At 61.1% G+C, this 14,734-nt stretch carries 14 protein-coding genes and 1 pseudogene; 4 read left to right on the forward strand and 11 right to left on the reverse strand.

The genetic code is table 11. The annotated features are described in order from the left end of the window. Window positions 1-129: 129 nt before the first annotated feature. Together ABIE00_RS00960 and ABIE00_RS00965 are read left to right on the forward strand one after the other, a co-directional pair. On the forward strand, window positions 130-1,212 hold the full coding sequence (locus ABIE00_RS00960; RefSeq protein WP_354255557.1) for a thiamine pyrophosphate-dependent dehydrogenase E1 component subunit alpha: 1,083 nt from the start codon (window positions 130-132) through the stop codon (window positions 1,210-1,212). After that, the gene (locus ABIE00_RS00965) at window positions 1,209-2,195 is read left to right on the forward strand and encodes an alpha-ketoacid dehydrogenase subunit beta (RefSeq protein WP_354255560.1); all 987 of its coding nucleotides are present in this window, start codon (window positions 1,209-1,211) and stop codon (window positions 2,193-2,195) included. Before ABIE00_RS00960 ends, ABIE00_RS00965 begins: the two co-directional genes overlap by 4 nt. A 769-nt stretch (window positions 2,196-2,964) precedes the next feature. On the opposite strand, the gene ABIE00_RS00970 is transcribed toward ABIE00_RS00965, so the two are convergent. The 6 genes from ABIE00_RS00970 to ABIE00_RS00995 all read right to left on the reverse strand — a co-directional run bounded on the left by ABIE00_RS00970 (window position 2,965) and on the right by ABIE00_RS00995 (window position 9,474). Continuing rightward, entirely contained in the window at window positions 2,965-3,216 is a 252-nt protein-coding gene (locus ABIE00_RS00970) for a carboxypeptidase-like regulatory domain-containing protein (RefSeq protein ID WP_354255563.1), read from the reverse strand. 1,119 nt (window positions 3,217-4,335) lie between these two features. Further along, window positions 4,336-4,761 carry an aspartate 1-decarboxylase gene (gene panD, locus ABIE00_RS00975; RefSeq protein WP_354255566.1) on the reverse strand — a complete coding sequence of 142 codons (426 nt, stop codon included), beginning with the start codon at window positions 4,759-4,761 and terminating at the stop codon, window positions 4,336-4,338. An 82-nt stretch (window positions 4,762-4,843) separates the two neighbouring features. Next, on the reverse strand, window positions 4,844-5,185 hold the full coding sequence (locus ABIE00_RS00980) for a hypothetical protein (protein WP_354255569.1): 342 nt from the start codon (window positions 5,183-5,185) through the stop codon (window positions 4,844-4,846). A 177-nt stretch (window positions 5,186-5,362) separates the two neighbouring features. Next, a complete protein-coding gene (locus ABIE00_RS00985; protein ID WP_354255572.1) occupies window positions 5,363-5,776 on the reverse strand; it encodes a GlcG/HbpS family heme-binding protein in 414 nt (137 codons plus the stop codon). Between the two features lie 15 nt (window positions 5,777-5,791). After that, window positions 5,792-7,996, reverse strand: a complete 2,205-nt coding sequence (locus ABIE00_RS00990) for a malate synthase G (RefSeq protein WP_502914179.1) — start codon at window positions 7,994-7,996, stop codon at window positions 5,792-5,794. Beyond that, window positions 7,993-9,474: an FAD-binding oxidoreductase gene (locus ABIE00_RS00995; RefSeq protein ID WP_354255575.1), complete on the reverse strand. Its 1,482-nt coding sequence runs from the start codon at window positions 9,472-9,474 to the stop codon at window positions 7,993-7,995. The genes ABIE00_RS00990 and ABIE00_RS00995 overlap by 4 nt, the downstream gene beginning before the upstream one ends. 749 nt (window positions 9,475-10,223) lie before the next feature. Here ABIE00_RS00995 and ABIE00_RS01000 point away from each other — a divergent pair. Continuing rightward, window positions 10,224-10,781, forward strand: a complete 558-nt coding sequence (locus ABIE00_RS01000; RefSeq protein ID WP_354255578.1) for a gamma carbonic anhydrase family protein — start codon at window positions 10,224-10,226, stop codon at window positions 10,779-10,781. 140 nt (window positions 10,782-10,921) lie between these two features. Beyond that, the gene (locus ABIE00_RS01005) at window positions 10,922-11,677 is read left to right on the forward strand and encodes an IclR family transcriptional regulator (protein WP_354255581.1); all 756 of its coding nucleotides are present in this window, start codon (window positions 10,922-10,924) and stop codon (window positions 11,675-11,677) included. Here the strand turns inward: ABIE00_RS01005 and ABIE00_RS01010 are convergent. The 5 genes and pseudogenes from ABIE00_RS01010 to ABIE00_RS01030 form a co-directional block, all read right to left on the reverse strand. Then, window positions 11,664-12,147: pseudogene (locus tag ABIE00_RS01010) on the reverse strand (recombinase family protein); the annotation flags it as partial. The gene ABIE00_RS01005 and the pseudogene ABIE00_RS01010 sit on opposite strands and share 14 nt — an antisense overlap. 1,057 nt (window positions 12,148-13,204) lie before the next feature. Continuing rightward, a complete protein-coding gene (locus ABIE00_RS01015) occupies window positions 13,205-13,546 on the reverse strand; it encodes a hypothetical protein (RefSeq protein ID WP_354255584.1) in 342 nt (113 codons plus the stop codon). Then, on the reverse strand, window positions 13,543-13,908 hold the full coding sequence (locus ABIE00_RS01020; protein WP_354255586.1) for an RES domain-containing protein: 366 nt from the start codon (window positions 13,906-13,908) through the stop codon (window positions 13,543-13,545). The genes ABIE00_RS01015 and ABIE00_RS01020 overlap by 4 nt, the downstream gene beginning before the upstream one ends. Window positions 13,909-13,911: 3 nt before the next feature. Next, window positions 13,912-14,304, reverse strand: a complete 393-nt coding sequence (locus ABIE00_RS01025; protein ID WP_354255589.1) for a hypothetical protein — start codon at window positions 14,302-14,304, stop codon at window positions 13,912-13,914. A 179-nt stretch (window positions 14,305-14,483) separates the two neighbouring features. Then, window positions 14,484-14,723 (reverse strand): hypothetical protein, encoded by a 240-nt coding sequence (locus ABIE00_RS01030; RefSeq protein WP_354255592.1) that lies wholly within the window; start codon window positions 14,721-14,723, stop codon window positions 14,484-14,486. Between the last annotated feature and the right edge of the window lie 11 nt (window positions 14,724-14,734).

Genomic DNA, 14,734 nt, shown 5'->3' on the forward strand with positions numbered 1-14,734 from the left:
GATCGATTCTGGCTGCACAGCGGCAACGGTACGGCTTCGCCCAGTCGCACGGCCTTCTGCAGCTGTGGGTTGTGCGGCACCAGCCCAGATGGTCCGGGCAGTCCAGCCCAAAGGAAAGGGAACCACTTCATGACGGACGCGCCGATCTTTCTGATAAGCCAGGACGGATCTATCCAAACGGATGAAGTCTTAAAGCTCGATGTCAGGACGGTCGATGGTCCTGGCCTGTATCGGGACATGGTGCTGGCGCGGAGGGTGGATACCGAAGCGATTGCTCTGCAGCGGCAGGGGGAGCTGGGCCTTTGGCCGTCCCTGTTGGGTCAGGAGGCCGCGCAGGTTGGGGCTGCCCGTGCCCTACAGCCGGGTGACGTTGTTTTTCCTACTTACCGCGAGCATGCCGTGGCTTGGTGCCGAGGGGTGGATCCCGTGAATCTCTTGGGACTCTTCCGTGGCACGACCCTGGGGGGATGGGACCCAACAGCCAATAATTTCAATCTCTACACGCTGGTCATCGGTGCACAGACGCTGCATGCGGTTGGTTATGCCATGGGTATTGTCCGGGACGGTGACGTTGGCACCGGAGATCCGGACCGGGACCGTGCGGTGATGGTGTTCCTCGGTGACGGGGCGCTAAGCGAGGGCGAGACGAACGAAGCTTTCGTCTGGGCAGCAGCGCAGAACTTGCCGGTTGTATTCTTCTGCCAGAACAATCAGTGGGCAATTTCCGCCCCGTACTCGGTCCAAAGCAGGGTTTCCGTCGCGCAGCGCGCAGAAGGTTTCGGCTTCCGGGGTGTCCGCGTGGACGGTAACGACGTCTTTGCCTGCCTGGCTGCAGCCAGACAGGCTCTCGACAACGCCCGCAGCGGAAATGGTCCCACACTGATCGAGGCCCTCACCTACCGCCGCAACCCGCACACCACGTCGGACGATGACGGTCGATACCGCTCCGGCGCCGAAAACGATGAGTGGGCCGCCCTGGATCCGATTGACCGGTTCCGCCGCTATCTCGACTCCACTGGACAGATCGACGATGCCCTTCTAAACAAGATTGCCGAAGAGGAAAGTCGTCTGGCAGAGCGGCTGAGGACCGGTTGCCGTAACCTGCCCAACCCAGGTCCGGAGTCGCCCTTCCGAAATACCTACGTTGATCTGCCCGTTGAACTCGAACAGCAGATGGCAGAACACATCGAATTCGTGGAGGCAGGGGAATGAACCAGACGATAAGCAAGATGCCAATCGCGCACGCACTTAACCTCGGTTTGCGCCATGCAATGGAATCCGACGACAAAGTGATGCTCCTCGGTGAAGACATAGGGCAACTTGGCGGAGTCTTCCGGGTGACCGACGGCCTCCAGAAAACCTTTGGACCGCAGCGCGTGGTCGATTCACCGCTGGGGGAAGCCGGCATCGTCGGTGGCGCCATCGGACTCGCGATGGCAGGATACCGGCCGGTTTGCGAGATCCAGTTCGACGGGTTCGTCTTTCCCGCCATGAACCAGATCATTACCCAGCTGGCAAAATACCGGCACCGGTCCGAGGGGACGATCACTGTCCCCGTGGTGATCAGGATCCCGGTTGGCGGGGGAATCGGCGCCATTGAACATCATTCGGAATCGCCTGAGGCGTACTTCGCCCATACAGCCGGGCTCAAGGTGGTCTGCCCGTCCTCACCGCAACAGGCCTACGATATGATCGGCCTCGCTGTCCGCAGCCAAGATCCTGTCATTTTCCTTGAACCAAAACGCCACTACTGGCTTAAAGGCGACGTAGATCCGAACAGGATGCCTCAGGCACTTGAGAAAGCCGAAATTGTCCGGGCGGGGAACGACTTAACGATCGTTACCTACGGAGCGCTGGTGCCCGTCGCCCTCAAGGTCGCAGAAATATGCGATCAAGAGGGCCGAAGCATCGAGGTTATCGATCTCCGGTCCCTGTCTCCGATCGATGACGCCACGATAATCCAGTCAGTAGAACGTACCGGGCGGCTCCTCGTTGCCCATGAGGCATCGCGGACCGCAGGACTCGGAGCCGAAATTGCCTCCCGGATTCAGGAAACGGTCTTCCACTCGCTGTTGGCGCCAGTAATCCGCGTCACTGGGTACGACACCCCTTATCCCCCCAGCCGCCTTGAGGAGGACTGGCTTCCGGGCCTGGACCGCATCCTCGATGGGGTCGACCGCAGTTTTGCCTACTAAGGACGTGAACCCAGCCACGGGGTCAAAAAAGTCGCAACTGCCCGATGTGTCACCGGGAGGTGGCTCTTCGCCTCCCGTAACAGTAAGAGAGGGGGAGCGTGGTAGCCGCGGTCTCGCTGGGACGCAGCTGCAGGTATTGGGCAATGGCTGGGGTATTGGCCTCGGACTCGCCGTTCAGGCGGACGAGTTCAGGTGAAGAGGTGGATCCTGAGGTGCTCAGCAGAAGCGCCGGCCCCGGTGCAGTTCGTGGCGGGCTTCTTCGGCAACGAGGGGCTCGGCCGCCGTCCCTGGGGCGCATGATAAACAACGGATTGTCCGCAGACAGGGTTGCGAGGTAGACAGACTCACCTAACACCAATGGACGACGCCCCCCACCACGAAAGTTGCGGAGGAAGACTCCAATGCCACGGCGTTGTGTCCCCGATCAACTGAGCGATGGAAGAGAGATAGCGTTCGCGGATATCTAACCGGGCAGCCGCAAGGTCGGGGGGATCAAGTACGGCCATCGGAATGCCGGCCCATGGGCGCCTGCATTCCTCGTTCCCTGCGCATCATTACTGCACAAGGGTTCGGCCGAGTTCGGCCGGTGGGACGCCCAGCTCGGTAAGCTGCGGCTCGTGGGGCCGGGCGGCAGCCAAAAGCTTTTCCTTGGAGAGGAAGAGTTTTCATGACCAGGGCGGGGGAAACGCCGGCGTCCGCGGAGAAGTCCCGTACCGTAACAGCGCGGTAGCCGTGTGCTCTGAAGAGAGTGGCAGGGCGGAGCTGAGAATTAAATCGTGGCTGGGGCTGCACACGCTTCCCTCCGCTTCCCGGAATGCCCCTGCACAGCCGGAGCGCCAAAGTCTATGCGCATGGAGCGGGTATCCACAGTGATCTTCCGCGCCATGGCTACGCGAGTCCTGGGATGAAGCATGGTCACCACGTAGCGGCCGGCCAGTGGGAACGGGAAGGCATACCTGCCGTCGTCGTCCGTTCGGCTGGTGCCCAAGTGCCCGTCGCCGGCTTCAAGGAGTGTTATCATCGCACCGCCTACGCGCCCGCCGTTGTCACTGACCGATCCGGAAAATTTTCTAGTCGATCCTGGAGCAGGAAATTTTGGGCGACCAACCAGCGGCGTTGGCTACCATCAGGTATTCGCCGGCACTGGGGAGAGCAACTACTGTAGTTGCCCTCAGCGTCCACGCGGCTCCAGTCGACCTGATCTCCGCTGGTTTTTAGGACGGTTACGACGGTGGGTGTGAGGGGCCGGTGGTCAGGAGCCAGGACGCGTCCTTGCAGCACGAGCCCAACAACGCCGACGCCTTACACGGGGGCGCGGAGGACCACGGCTGTCCGTGGGATGAGTACCGCGGCCAGCGTCGATGCTGCCGCCGCCAGCGCTGCTATCCAGAAGATGTCCTTAAATGTTTCGAAGGACGGGAGCGGTGTCGCCGACCGTCATCGTGGCCGAGGTAAAGACGGCGGCAATCGCCGCGCTGGATGTCGAGGTCCCGATGACACGGACTAAGCTGTTTAGGCCGTTCGCGGAAGCGGTCTCGGCCAACAACATAGCGGTCAGCGCAACTGACAATACTAATGCTCCTGTTTAGTCGAAGGACTCGGACGTGCGGACCTTAGACTCTGGCACAACCAGCACCACGGCAAGAAGCAGCAGTATCCCTGCAGCGGCGGAAACCCAGAAGATCGAGCCCAGGCTCTCGTACAGGCCACAGCAGAGCCCATCTTCTCCTTAGGCAGTTCATCACGCATGATACTGATGTCCACCGGGATCAAGGCCGAGGCGAAGCCCTGAAGTGCCCGTCCGATGACCAGCCTCACGTAGGCGCCGCCCACTGCTGCCGCCACCGACCCCGCCACCATGAGGGCAAGCACATAGTCATCATCTTGCGCTTGCCATACATATCCGCGCTGCGGGAAACGATTGGCGTAGCCACCCCGCTGGAGAGCAGCGTGGTAGTAACCAGCCAGGAGGCGTCGTCGGATGTCACCTGCAGGATGTCAGGGAAATCGGGAAGGAGCGGAACTACCAGCGTCGTCTGCATAAGGGCGAGTGTAGGGAATAACGACCGGCCACCCGCACTCTTAGCAAGGGGTCTCTCCTAGTGCGCAGCTGAGGTCGTCCTACCGCGCACGGTGCGGTTTAGATTGCGAAGTTGTTCAGGGCGTGTGGCGGGCGCAGGAGCCCGGGCGTGAAACCCTCTGCGGGGTCATTGCCAAGCTGGATCATCTTGTTGTTTTCGTCTACGTGGACTACCCGGGGCTCGTGAGCTTTGGCTTCCCCGGTGGTCATTTCGGCGTAGGTAATCAGGATGACGATGTCGTTTTCCTGTACCAGATGGGCGGCGGGGCCGTTGATGCCGATCACGCCCGAGCCTCGTTCGCCGGCGATGGTGTAAGTCTCCAGGCGGGCGCCGTTGGTTACGTCCACGATGGCCACAAGCTCACCAGGAAGAATGTCAGCAGCATCGAGGAGGTCAAGGTCAACGGTGACTGAACCTACATAGTGCAGGTCAGCGTGCGTGACTGTTGCCCGGTGAATTTTGGACTTGAACATTGTTCTATTCATAGAAAGCTCCAGTAGTTGGGTCGTAGTGCCGCGCGGCCGCGATATCCGGGGTGGGCTACGCCGTTGCGGACCTGCCGAAATCCTACTGGTTGTTCTCGGACGCCCGCGGGGGCATGAAATGTGTGAAAACCTGATCTCCGTCGAAACGGAAAATCATCTGCCTCGACGAGATTCCGTCCGCTGAAATCCAAAGAAGCGTGTCATCTGGCATGACAACCTCCACAGTTCCTTTGCGTACCAGTTTCCCGTTATTCCAGATTTCTACACGCTGCCCGACCGTACGTTGCCATTCTGATTGCAGGTGAAGGTCCATCGTTAGCTCCTGAATATACGTGGGGTCAGATTGGAACAGATGTACCGGGTCGTTCGGCGAGCCTGCGATGAGGTGCCATGCGTTGCGATAGTTGATGATCCCGGTGACCATCGACACCCCACCGCAGGAGTTCGGGCTGCAGGGACTGCAGTTAAACGGAACGCTGCCCGGGCCCGTTGTACGTGCTGAAGGGCGGCGGATGAGCTCCGCTTATGGCGGCGCCCACGTACTGCCTGGAGCGATCCTTGTGGCAACCGGCAGGTTTCTAGCAGCAAGGATCAGGTGCCGCTAGGGGCTGCCTAAAGCCTCCAGGACTGCAGAGCCGATCTCGGCGTCCTGGTCAGGCGTCCCGCCCGCGACGCCAAGGCCACCCGCGTGCTTTCCCGCGAACACCAAGGGGAATCCCCCACGAATGTTTGTCAGGAGGTTATCGGTGCCCATCGGAAGGGCAAGAGCGAAGTCTCCCTGCATCCAACCGCTGGGCCTCCGAGAGGAAGCCGCCGTATTGGCTTTCCGTCGGCTGGTCTCAACGCTGTGAGGCATCGAACCGTCCGCCCGGCCGAAAGCAACGAGTCCCATCATCGGATCGACAACAGTGACAGCTACCAGGACACCTCGCTTTTCCCCTTCTTCGAGGGCCAAAACAACAGCCCGGGCGGCCGCCGCGTAACTTACCGAAAGTGATTCAACATAGTTCTGCATGAGGTTCCTTGAGGTCTATGAGTTAACCGTGTGGATTGCTACTGAGCGGGTAAGGCGCTTTTGCTCACGTCGTCGTTTGTGCAGGAGAGGTTCGGTATAGCCGTTTGGCTGTTCGGCCCCTTGGAACACCAAGTCAGCGGCGCACTGGAACGCGATGCTGTCCTCGAAGTTGGAAGACATAGGGCGGTACAAGGGGTCCGTCGAGTTCTGGGCGTCTACAACCCCGGCCATCCGCCTCATGCTTTCATGCACGTCCTGCTCGCTCACTACTCCATGACGGAGCCAATTGGAGATGTGCTGACTTGATATGCGCAGCGTGGCACGGTCCTCCATGAGTGCAACGTCATGAATGTCCGGCACCTTTGAGCACCCCACTCCCTGGTCGACCCAGCGGACAACGTATCCGAGCAGTGACTGCATGTTGTTATCGAGTTCTTCCTGGCGCTCGGCTGCCGACCATGACGGATTAACCGCGATGGGGAGAGTCAGCAGTCCCTCAGGAGTGCCGCGGCGGCCCTGAGTGGCGATGTCCTGTTGGCGGGCAGGAACATCTACGCGGTGGTAGTGGATGGCGTGGAGGGTCGCCGCGGTGGGCGAGGGCACCCAGGCAGTGGTGGCCCCGGACAGGGGGTGGGCAACCTTTTGCTCGAGCATCGCAGCCATGAGATCCGGCATCGCCCACATGCCTTTGCCGATCTGGCCGTGGCCGGGCAGCCCCACTTCGACGCCGATATCGACGTTTTGATCCTCATAGGCGGAGATCCATGCTTGGTTACGCATGTCAGCCTTGCGGACGAAGGCCCCAGCCTCCATGGACGTGTGTATTTCGTCACCGGACCTGTCCAGGAACCCGGTATTGATAAATACCAGTCGTTCCCGGGCTTCCGCTATGCAGGCCTTCAGGTTGACCGTGGTCCGCCGCTCCTCGTCCATGAGGCCGAGCTTCAGCGTGTTCGCCGGCAGTCCAAGAAGTTCCTCTACGCGCCGGAAGAGTTCCACCGTGAAAGCCACTTCGGCCGGGCCGTGCATTTTCGGTTTGACGATGTAGATGGAGCCATGGGACCCGTTTCGCATGGGGTTGGAGGGGTCACGACCGGGCAGCGCGGTTAGCGCGGTGAGGACGGCATCCAGGATGCCCTCGCCGATCTCATTTCCCTGGGCATCGAGTACGGCGTCGGTGCTCATGAGGTGGCCGACGTTCCGGACGAAGATGAGTGCCCGTCCCGGCACCGTTATCTCTCCCGCGCCATCCGGAGATGTATAGCGCCGATCCTTTGCCAGCCGCCGAACCATCACTTCGCCTCCCTTTGTGAAGGTGTCTGCGAGGTCGCCGCGATTGATCCCGAGCCAATTGCGGTAACAGAGGATTTTATCCTCGGCGTCCACGGCGGAAACGGAATCCTCGAAGTCCATGATCGTCGTAATGGCGGATTCGAGGAGGACGTCGGAGATGCCTGCCGGGTCCGTCTGTCCTACCTGTGTGGAAGGGTCGATAGTGATCTCGACGTGGAGTCCATGGTGGCGCAGAAGGATTGCCGATGGCGAGCCGTCCTCACCCCGGTAGCCGGCGAGCAGCTCAGACTGAATCAGGCCGCTAAAGGTGCCGTCTGCCAGTTCCACCGTCAACACGCCGTCGCGTACGGTGTATCCCACCGAATAGGCGTGTCGCCCTGCGTTTAGCGGAAAGAATTCGTCCAACAGCTCGCGCACATATGAGACCACCAGCTTGCCGCGTGCTGGATCGTATTCTTTTGCTCCCGTTGCCGGGCCCAGGGCATCGGTGCCGTACAGCGCGTCATAGAGTGAGCCCCACCGCGCGTTTGCGGCGTTGAGTGCGTAGCGGGCGTTCGAAACGGGCACAATCAGCTGAGGTCCTGCCACGCGGGCAATCTCCTCATCCACTCCGAGAGTGTGTACTTGTACGTCTTCGGGTTCGGGAAGGACGTACCCGATGTTCTGCAGGAAGGATCGGTACTCATGTTGATCGAATGGAACTGGGTGCAGAGCGTGCCAGCCGTCAATTTGGGCTTGGAGCTCGTCGCGCCGGGCGAGTAGCTCACGGTTTCGGGGCGCCAAGTCCTGAACAATTTGTTCAAGACCACTCCAGAAGTCTGCCGCTTCGATGCCCGAGCCAGGCAGTGCCTCCTGCTCGACAAAACGGTGCAAAGCTGTGTCGACGGAGAGCCCTCCGCTTTGGATGCGTCCTTCCTGGTCCATCATGAGTGTCCTTTCTTCCCAGCGCGGCCGGCAGTACCTGAAGCAGCAAAAATGGTTCCAGGGTTGAGGATTCCTGCTGGATCCAAAGCCCGCTTTACATTGTGTGAGATTTCAAGGAGGTCTTCTCCGATCTGGTCAACGAGCCAGGGCCGCTTGAGTCGGCCCACGCCGTGCTCGCCGGTGATGGTGCCTTCCAGTTCTATGGCCAGGTCCATTACCTCACCGTAGGCGAGGTATGCGCGCTCCTTCATGGCGGCGTCGTCCGGGTTGAAAACAATCAGCGGATGCGTGTTGCCGTCACCCGCGTGGGCGATGAATGCAATGATCACATCGCGGGCTTCAGCGATCTTCTCTACTCCGAGAATGAGTTCTCCCAGTCGGGGGATGGCTACGCCCACGTCCTCAAGCAGCAACGTGCCCAAACGTTCGACGGAAGGGATGGCGATTCGCCGGGCGTGGGCAAACCGCTCACCTTCCTGCTGGTCTGCGACTTCAAATGCCTCGAACGCGCCGTGCCGTTGGAAGGCTGCCAGCATGGTCGTGACTTCGGCCCCACTAGGGCTTTGATCATCAGAGCGCGCTACAACAAGCGCTGACGCGTGGCGGTGCAGGCCCATATCCAGCACGTCTTCAACGGCGTTGATGGACGTCGCATCCATGTACTCCAGCATTGATGGGCGGATGCTCGAGGCGACCTCAAGGATCGCGGCTGCAGCATCCCCGCTACTGGAGAACCACCCCACTACTGTCCGCGCGGGCGGCGCTGCCGGCAGGAGCCGCAAGGTGAGTTCCGTGATAATGCCCAGCGTGCCCTCGCTGCCAACAAAGAGCTTTAGCATGGACAGACCCGCAACGTCCTTCAGCCGCGGTCCGCCAATGCGTACCACCCGGCCGTCAGCCGTGACCACTTCCATGCCCAGGATGTAGTCAGAGGTGACACCGTATTTGACGCAGCACAGGCCGCCGGCGTTGGTCGCGGCGTTGCCGCCGATGGTGCAGATCTCGTAGGACGCGGGGTCCGGCGGATACCACAGTCCCGCCTGAGCGGTTGCCGCCTTAACCTCAGCGTTGAGAAGGCCTGGCTGGACCACCGCAGTGCGGGTGACTGCGTCCACATTGATGCTGCGCATCCGCTCTGTGCTCAACACTATTCCGTCACTTACAGCGGTTGCTCCTCCGGATAGACCCGTTCCGGCACCCCTGGGCACAACGGGAATCCGATGTTTGGCCGCCCACTGCATCGTGACCTGGACGTGCTCGGTGGTCAGGGGAAGCACGACACCAATCGGCATACCAGCGTTGGGATCGAAGGCGCGATCCTGTTGGTACGGCCCCATGGCTGCAGGATCCGTAATTAGGGCTTCGGGCGGGAGTACCGCGGCGAGTTCATGGATGGGCTCACCGGCGGTATTTTGTTGATCAGTAACTCCACATGGAGAACTTTGTAACTCCGCCTCCCGCTTAATGGCCGGGTATGACATGTCGTCGCTCCTTTTCAATCATAGTTAGGTCGAGAGAGTTCCTGAGGACACTCACCGCACTGCTCTCGTCAACGGCCGCGCTCCATTTATTCGGACCGCTGGCCGCACATTAAGACTTACTTCCTTAGGCGGAGAAGGTCCGAGGGTGTTAGATCATCAGTGCCAGTTCTGCGGGCAGCTCAGCGCAGGTTTTGGAAAGCCTGCTTCAGGCGGGGGATTGGCAAGTCCCGAGAGCCGGAGCGGAGCTGCTCCGAGCATTCACTACGCTGGTTCCCGCCGCACCGCCACCATGTCTCAACAGAGGCCCCACCAGTCGACGCTTCCAACATCCAGCTTCAGAGCGGTTGGTTCGGCGATCATGAAGCGACGTTCTTCTGCTCGCGTCCTGTGTTCCCGTGGTCTGTCTGCCTACGCACGGGGCGAAATTCGGTTGCTGGTAGAGATATCTTGTGGTCAAGTGCGGTCTTGAGGCCATTGGTTCGAAGCTCCAAGACGGGCACCTCCTAGGTTGGATCAGCGGCTGTTTAATGAATGAATTGATGCACTAACTTTGAGGAATATGCGTGATGTGGTCAATTCGTTTCCTCGCAACTGAGCAATCCGACAACCACGGACGCATAGAACACGTGTGGATCTGCACGAAATGATTAGCATCGATCCCCTCCACTACCTGTGCGGCATGACTGGCTGCCAAAAGGTATTAGGGTGGTGCCTTATTCCCACACCTTGTAGCCCTTGGAGAACCCATCATGAGCAATAACGTCATCACCATAAATGGCCGAACACCGCGTCTCGCTGCCGGCACTTGGATCGCCCCGACCGCCACCGTGGTCGGCGATGTCAGCCTAGGGCAGGCGTCGGGAGTCTTCTACGGCGCTGTATTGCGCGCGGACATGGAAAACATCACGATCGGTTCCGGCAGCAACATCCAGGACACAGCCGTCGTCCACGCAGATCCCGGATACCCCGCCCATCTGGGCGACCAGGTCAGCGTGGGTCACGGAGCGGTCCTGCACGGCTGCACCGTGGAGGCGGGCTCGCTCATCGGCATGAACGCCACCGTCCTCAACGGCGCAGTTATTGGGAAGGGATCACTCGTAGCCGCCAACGCATTGGTGCTGGAGGGCACTATTGTTCCCGCGGGTTCCCTCGTTGCGGGTGTCCCCGCCAAAGTGCGCAGGCCCCTTACGCCTGAGGAAATCGAGCATTGCCGAGCGAACGCCGAAAACTACAAGGAGCTCACTAGTCAACATCTCGAAGCAACCGGCAAAATTCATGCTTCAGCCCATGATTCCCATGGACTCTGATGCACCAATCCAACATGTCGGAGGCGGGCCATTGCCTGAACAGCTACGGCACTCTCGCGCCTCACACTCCACTATCTGGGCGTGCGGACGCCCGCCTGAAACGGTGCCCTGGTTGCTGAAGAGTCGCAGGAGACAGTCTCATGGCTGAGAAATCCCCCAGAGGCGTGCAGTCTGTTGAGCGCGTTTTTGAGTTGTTGGAACTGATTACTGATGCAGGCGGTGACGTCACGCTCAGCCAGCTCTCCTTATCGACCGATCTTCCGCTGCCCACCATCCACCGGCTCCTGCGTACGCTGGTCACTCTCGGCTGCATCCGACGACTGCCCCACCGCCGCTACGCCCTGGGCCCTCGGCTGATCAGGCTCGGCGAAGAAGCAAACAAGCAGTTGGGCGCCATGGCCCGGCCGCAGCTCAAATTCCTCGTGGATCAGCTCGGGGAGACCTCCAACATGGCGGTGCTCGATTCAGACATGGTTATCTACGTAGCCCAGGTTCCCTCCCGGCATTCGATGAGGATGTTCACTGAGGTCGGACGCCGTGCCCACACCCACGACACGGGCGTCGGCAAAGCCATCCTGGCCCAGCTTGATGACGAGGTGATCCGCGGCATCGTGCAACGCACCGGCATGCCCACTCCGACTTCCAAGAGCATCGGCGATATCGAATCCCTCCTGGCAGACCTGGGCAAGATCCGGGAACGCGGCTACTCCATTGACGAGGAAGAGCAGGATCTGGGAGTCCGTTGCTTTGCCATGGCAGTTCCCGATGCACCTACTCCTGCCGCCATCTCGGTCTCCGGGCCGGTATCCCGCGTGGACCGGTCGTTCGCCGGGCGTGCCGTCCCGATGCTGCGCAAGGCCGCCCAGGCCATCTCGGACGAGCTCAACCGCAACTGATCCTGCCGGCGCAACGGCCCGACCTATGCGCTGACGTCACCTGGCGAGGCAGGTACTGGTAGACGGTCTTTCGGCTGGTCCTGTAATCGCGGGCAAGGGCGACTGTAGGAACGCCACTGCCGGCGCGCCGGACCAGTTCGGCGGCACGTTTCCGGTGAAGGGGTCTTCTTTCGTCCCTTGTGCGCACCGCGCTGCTTCGCCAGCGCATGCCTTCCCGTTGTCGCTCCCTGATCAGGGAGCGACCGAACTCCGTAAACGCCCCCATGACCGAGAGCATGAGGTTGGCGATGGGGGAGTCCTCCCCGGTGAAGACCAGGCTCTCTTTGTCGAACTCCACCCGGACTCCTTTGCGAGTGCGACTCTGGACCAGAGCACGCAAGTCGTCTAGGTTGCGGGTGAGCCTGTCCATGCTTGTGTACCACCACGGTGTCCCCGTCGCGGCCGAAACGCAGCAGTTCGGCGTGGTCCGGGTGTCACCGATGGAATCGAGGTAATCCTGGGTGGGTGCTTCCGAGGGTGCGAGCGTTGGCAGGAAGCGCAACAACGCCCCGCTGCTTATAAGTCCGGCCACGGCTAAAACCCCGTAGGCCTCCCGCCAGGCGAGATTCTGTCCCAGAAGAGTGGCAAAAGGTACACCAAGCACCATTCCGGCCGTGCTACCAGCCATCACCAGCGAGGATGCGTGCCAACCGCGGCCCCTGGGGGCCAGACGTGGCGCCCCAGTGCCCGCACCTCACCGGGGTAAACGCGGGCTGGCGTGGTGTGCGTCGCCCGAAGAGCGTCACAGGGTGGCGGCGGCCGGGTTCCAGGCTTCTGGCAACGGCGTCGGCTTCTCAACCGTCGACGGGACGGCGGTGCCACTATGGCACAGAGGCGGCCGCCGCTCGGCGACAGGGCTTCAGCCGGACGTTCGAGGGACCATGTCACGGACTGTCGATCTGATCCTGGAGCAATACCATCGCGCGCTTGATGCCGTGGTCTCCGGTAACTTCGCACCAATGAAAGAGTTGATTTCCAGGCGGGATGACGTCACGCTCGCTAATCCGCTCGGCCCGCCTGTCAGGGGTCCTCTGGCTCAACTACTTCAGAATTGTGGCTTGTCAGGATAGTTGGCGAGAATGCCAACTCAGTTGGCGAGCTGAGGAGCGTGGCCGAACGGGGAAATCCCTACGCCCCTGCTGGCCAACGGTGCGCGTCAGCGGACCGAGAATGCGCCGTACGAACAGAACGCCGCTAGCTCGCGTGCCATCCGAGTTGGCGAAAGGCTCGGTTTCAGGGTCGTTCGGGCTTGGTTTTCATCGCCGATGCCAGGCGACGACCTAATCCGGAGGCGTACATGTAAGGGTTTTCGGGCGATCTCATCAACGCTCCGCCAACTCACTGGAAGGATTCGCCAGATCGTTTGGCAATTCGCCAACAAAGCTGGCAAGCGACAAGAATCCGTTAAGAAGCCGCTCTCCTGGCCATTTTGTGAGCGCCGATAACCGTGATTCCGTCAAGCTAAGCAACTACGGGTGGGGGAGTGGCCTATTCGTTCCGCCAAGCTAGGCCGAGCAGCTGGAAGGCGTCCTCGATCGCGTCGCTGTCGTGGTGGAGTTCCTCAGGCCTTGTGTGCCGCAACTTTGGGCTGACGTAGGGATCTCCTGGTCGTTCGAAGATTGCCCAGAGCCTGAGGTCGTCGCCGTGACGGGAGGAGAACGTCACGCCGTCGAGGTCTGTGGTCTCGTAAATCCAGGCGGCAATCGCTTGCGTCAATTGGCGCGGTCGGGCGTCCTTCAGGGCGGCAGCGTCAAAGTCTAAGAGACCGATGCTGAGCGCCATGCCGATGAATTGCGGATACAGCACTGCGATGGATTTCGAGTCCGTCACGGCACAGTAGGTGCCGACCAGCTCGGCTGAGGTCGCAGCGCGAGCGTGAAGCCATTCCCGCGGGACCTGCCCTGGTGGCGCCGTGGGTGCAGTAGCGCGTCCTCATCGTCCTCGATGATCGCGTCGAGTTCCACGGCAAGCCTGGCGTCGCGACGAAACGCGGCGAGCACCTCGAGCAGGCATGCCCGGAGGCTCGAACCGGCGTACACGGTGCGGAAGTTTCCGTGCAGGTCATCCCATCTACCGGGGAACCGGCCATCGGTAGCCCATTCCCAGCCGCTCCATGCCCAAGGGTCCGGGCGGAACCCAATCCGCCAAACCCGGGCGTCCGCCGCAGCTGTTGCCAGGTCTTCAATGCCCACCCGTCAGCCTGCTGCCGCGAATGCCCTGGCGGCAGCAAGGACAGCCTGTGCCGCGTCCTCGACCTTTCCTTCGCGCAGCAATCGCGCCGGCGGCACGTCGTCCAGTTGGGGATTCATGCCTTGGAACCATGCCTGGACCACGGCCCTGGAGTCTCGCTCGGCCAGCAGCGCGGCCACGTGATAGGCATGACGAAGCCGGGTCATGACCTCCGCGGAGGGCTTTCGTTCACCGTCGGCCCACTGGCGGACGGCCCGAGTTTCCTTCACCGAGCCGATGTACGCCACCAGCTTCGCACCGAGGATGTCCCGCAGATCCCGGACCAACTCTGACTCCGGAAGACGGATGGAATCCTGGTGTGCCTTCAGGCCGCCCCGGGCTCCTGCAACTGCTGTCATAACTTCATGCTTCCACGAAAAACAGTTTGTTTCAACGGTCAATCACACCTGGAATCACAGGCCGGACGACGCCCTTATCTAAACCTGTCGGGCCTCTGGCGTCAGGTTGGGGTGTACTTCAACCGGGCGCCGTGCTGGTGCGGTGTGTCCGCCACGAACCTCATCCCCGCCCCCGCGGTTTAGGAGTTGTGTGCCGTATCGCTGTCTGTCGCGGGGGGAGCGGTCCTGGGCCTGCGGAGTGTGTTGAAAAGTTCGCGCACGCTCATGTTCGCGGCCGCCGCGACGTCGGCGGGCGCGATTCCTACCGCCATGGCTTCACAGAGGGCCTGCACGAGGGACTCATGGGCTTGGTCTGTCTGGAACTGGAGCATTTCCAGGGCCGCCGAGGCGGACCAGACTCTGTTCAGGTGCTTTTCCAAGGTGTCCCTTT

The organism is Arthrobacter sp. OAP107 (assembly GCF_040546765.1).
Lineage (GTDB): Bacteria > Actinomycetota > Actinomycetes > Actinomycetales > Micrococcaceae > Arthrobacter.

Bases quoted from the DNA above. Each gene is read 5' to 3' on its own strand.
- ABIE00_RS00960 (WP_354255557.1), top strand. From the start codon at position 130: ATGACGGACGCGCCGATCTTTCTGATAAGCCAGGACGGATCTATCCAA.
- ABIE00_RS00965 (WP_354255560.1), top strand. From the start codon at position 1,209: ATGAACCAGACGATAAGCAAGATGCCAATCGCGCACGCACTTAACCTC.
- ABIE00_RS00970 (WP_354255563.1), bottom strand. From the start codon at position 3,216: ATGATAACACTCCTTGAAGCCGGCGACGGGCACTTGGGCACCAGCCGA.
- panD (WP_354255566.1), bottom strand. From the start codon at position 4,761: ATGAATAGAACAATGTTCAAGTCCAAAATTCACCGGGCAACAGTCACG.
- ABIE00_RS00980 (WP_354255569.1), bottom strand. From the start codon at position 5,185: ATGGTCACCGGGATCATCAACTATCGCAACGCATGGCACCTCATCGCA.
- ABIE00_RS00985 (WP_354255572.1), bottom strand. From the start codon at position 5,776: ATGCAGAACTATGTTGAATCACTTTCGGTAAGTTACGCGGCGGCCGCC.
- ABIE00_RS00990 (WP_502914179.1), bottom strand. From the start codon at position 7,996: ATGATGGACCAGGAAGGACGCATCCAAAGCGGAGGGCTCTCCGTCGAC.
- ABIE00_RS00995 (WP_354255575.1), bottom strand. From the start codon at position 9,474: ATGTCATACCCGGCCATTAAGCGGGAGGCGGAGTTACAAAGTTCTCCA.
- ABIE00_RS01000 (WP_354255578.1), top strand. From the start codon at position 10,224: ATGAGCAATAACGTCATCACCATAAATGGCCGAACACCGCGTCTCGCT.
- ABIE00_RS01005 (WP_354255581.1), top strand. From the start codon at position 10,922: ATGGCTGAGAAATCCCCCAGAGGCGTGCAGTCTGTTGAGCGCGTTTTT.
- ABIE00_RS01025 (WP_354255589.1), bottom strand. From the start codon at position 14,304: ATGACAGCAGTTGCAGGAGCCCGGGGCGGCCTGAAGGCACACCAGGAT.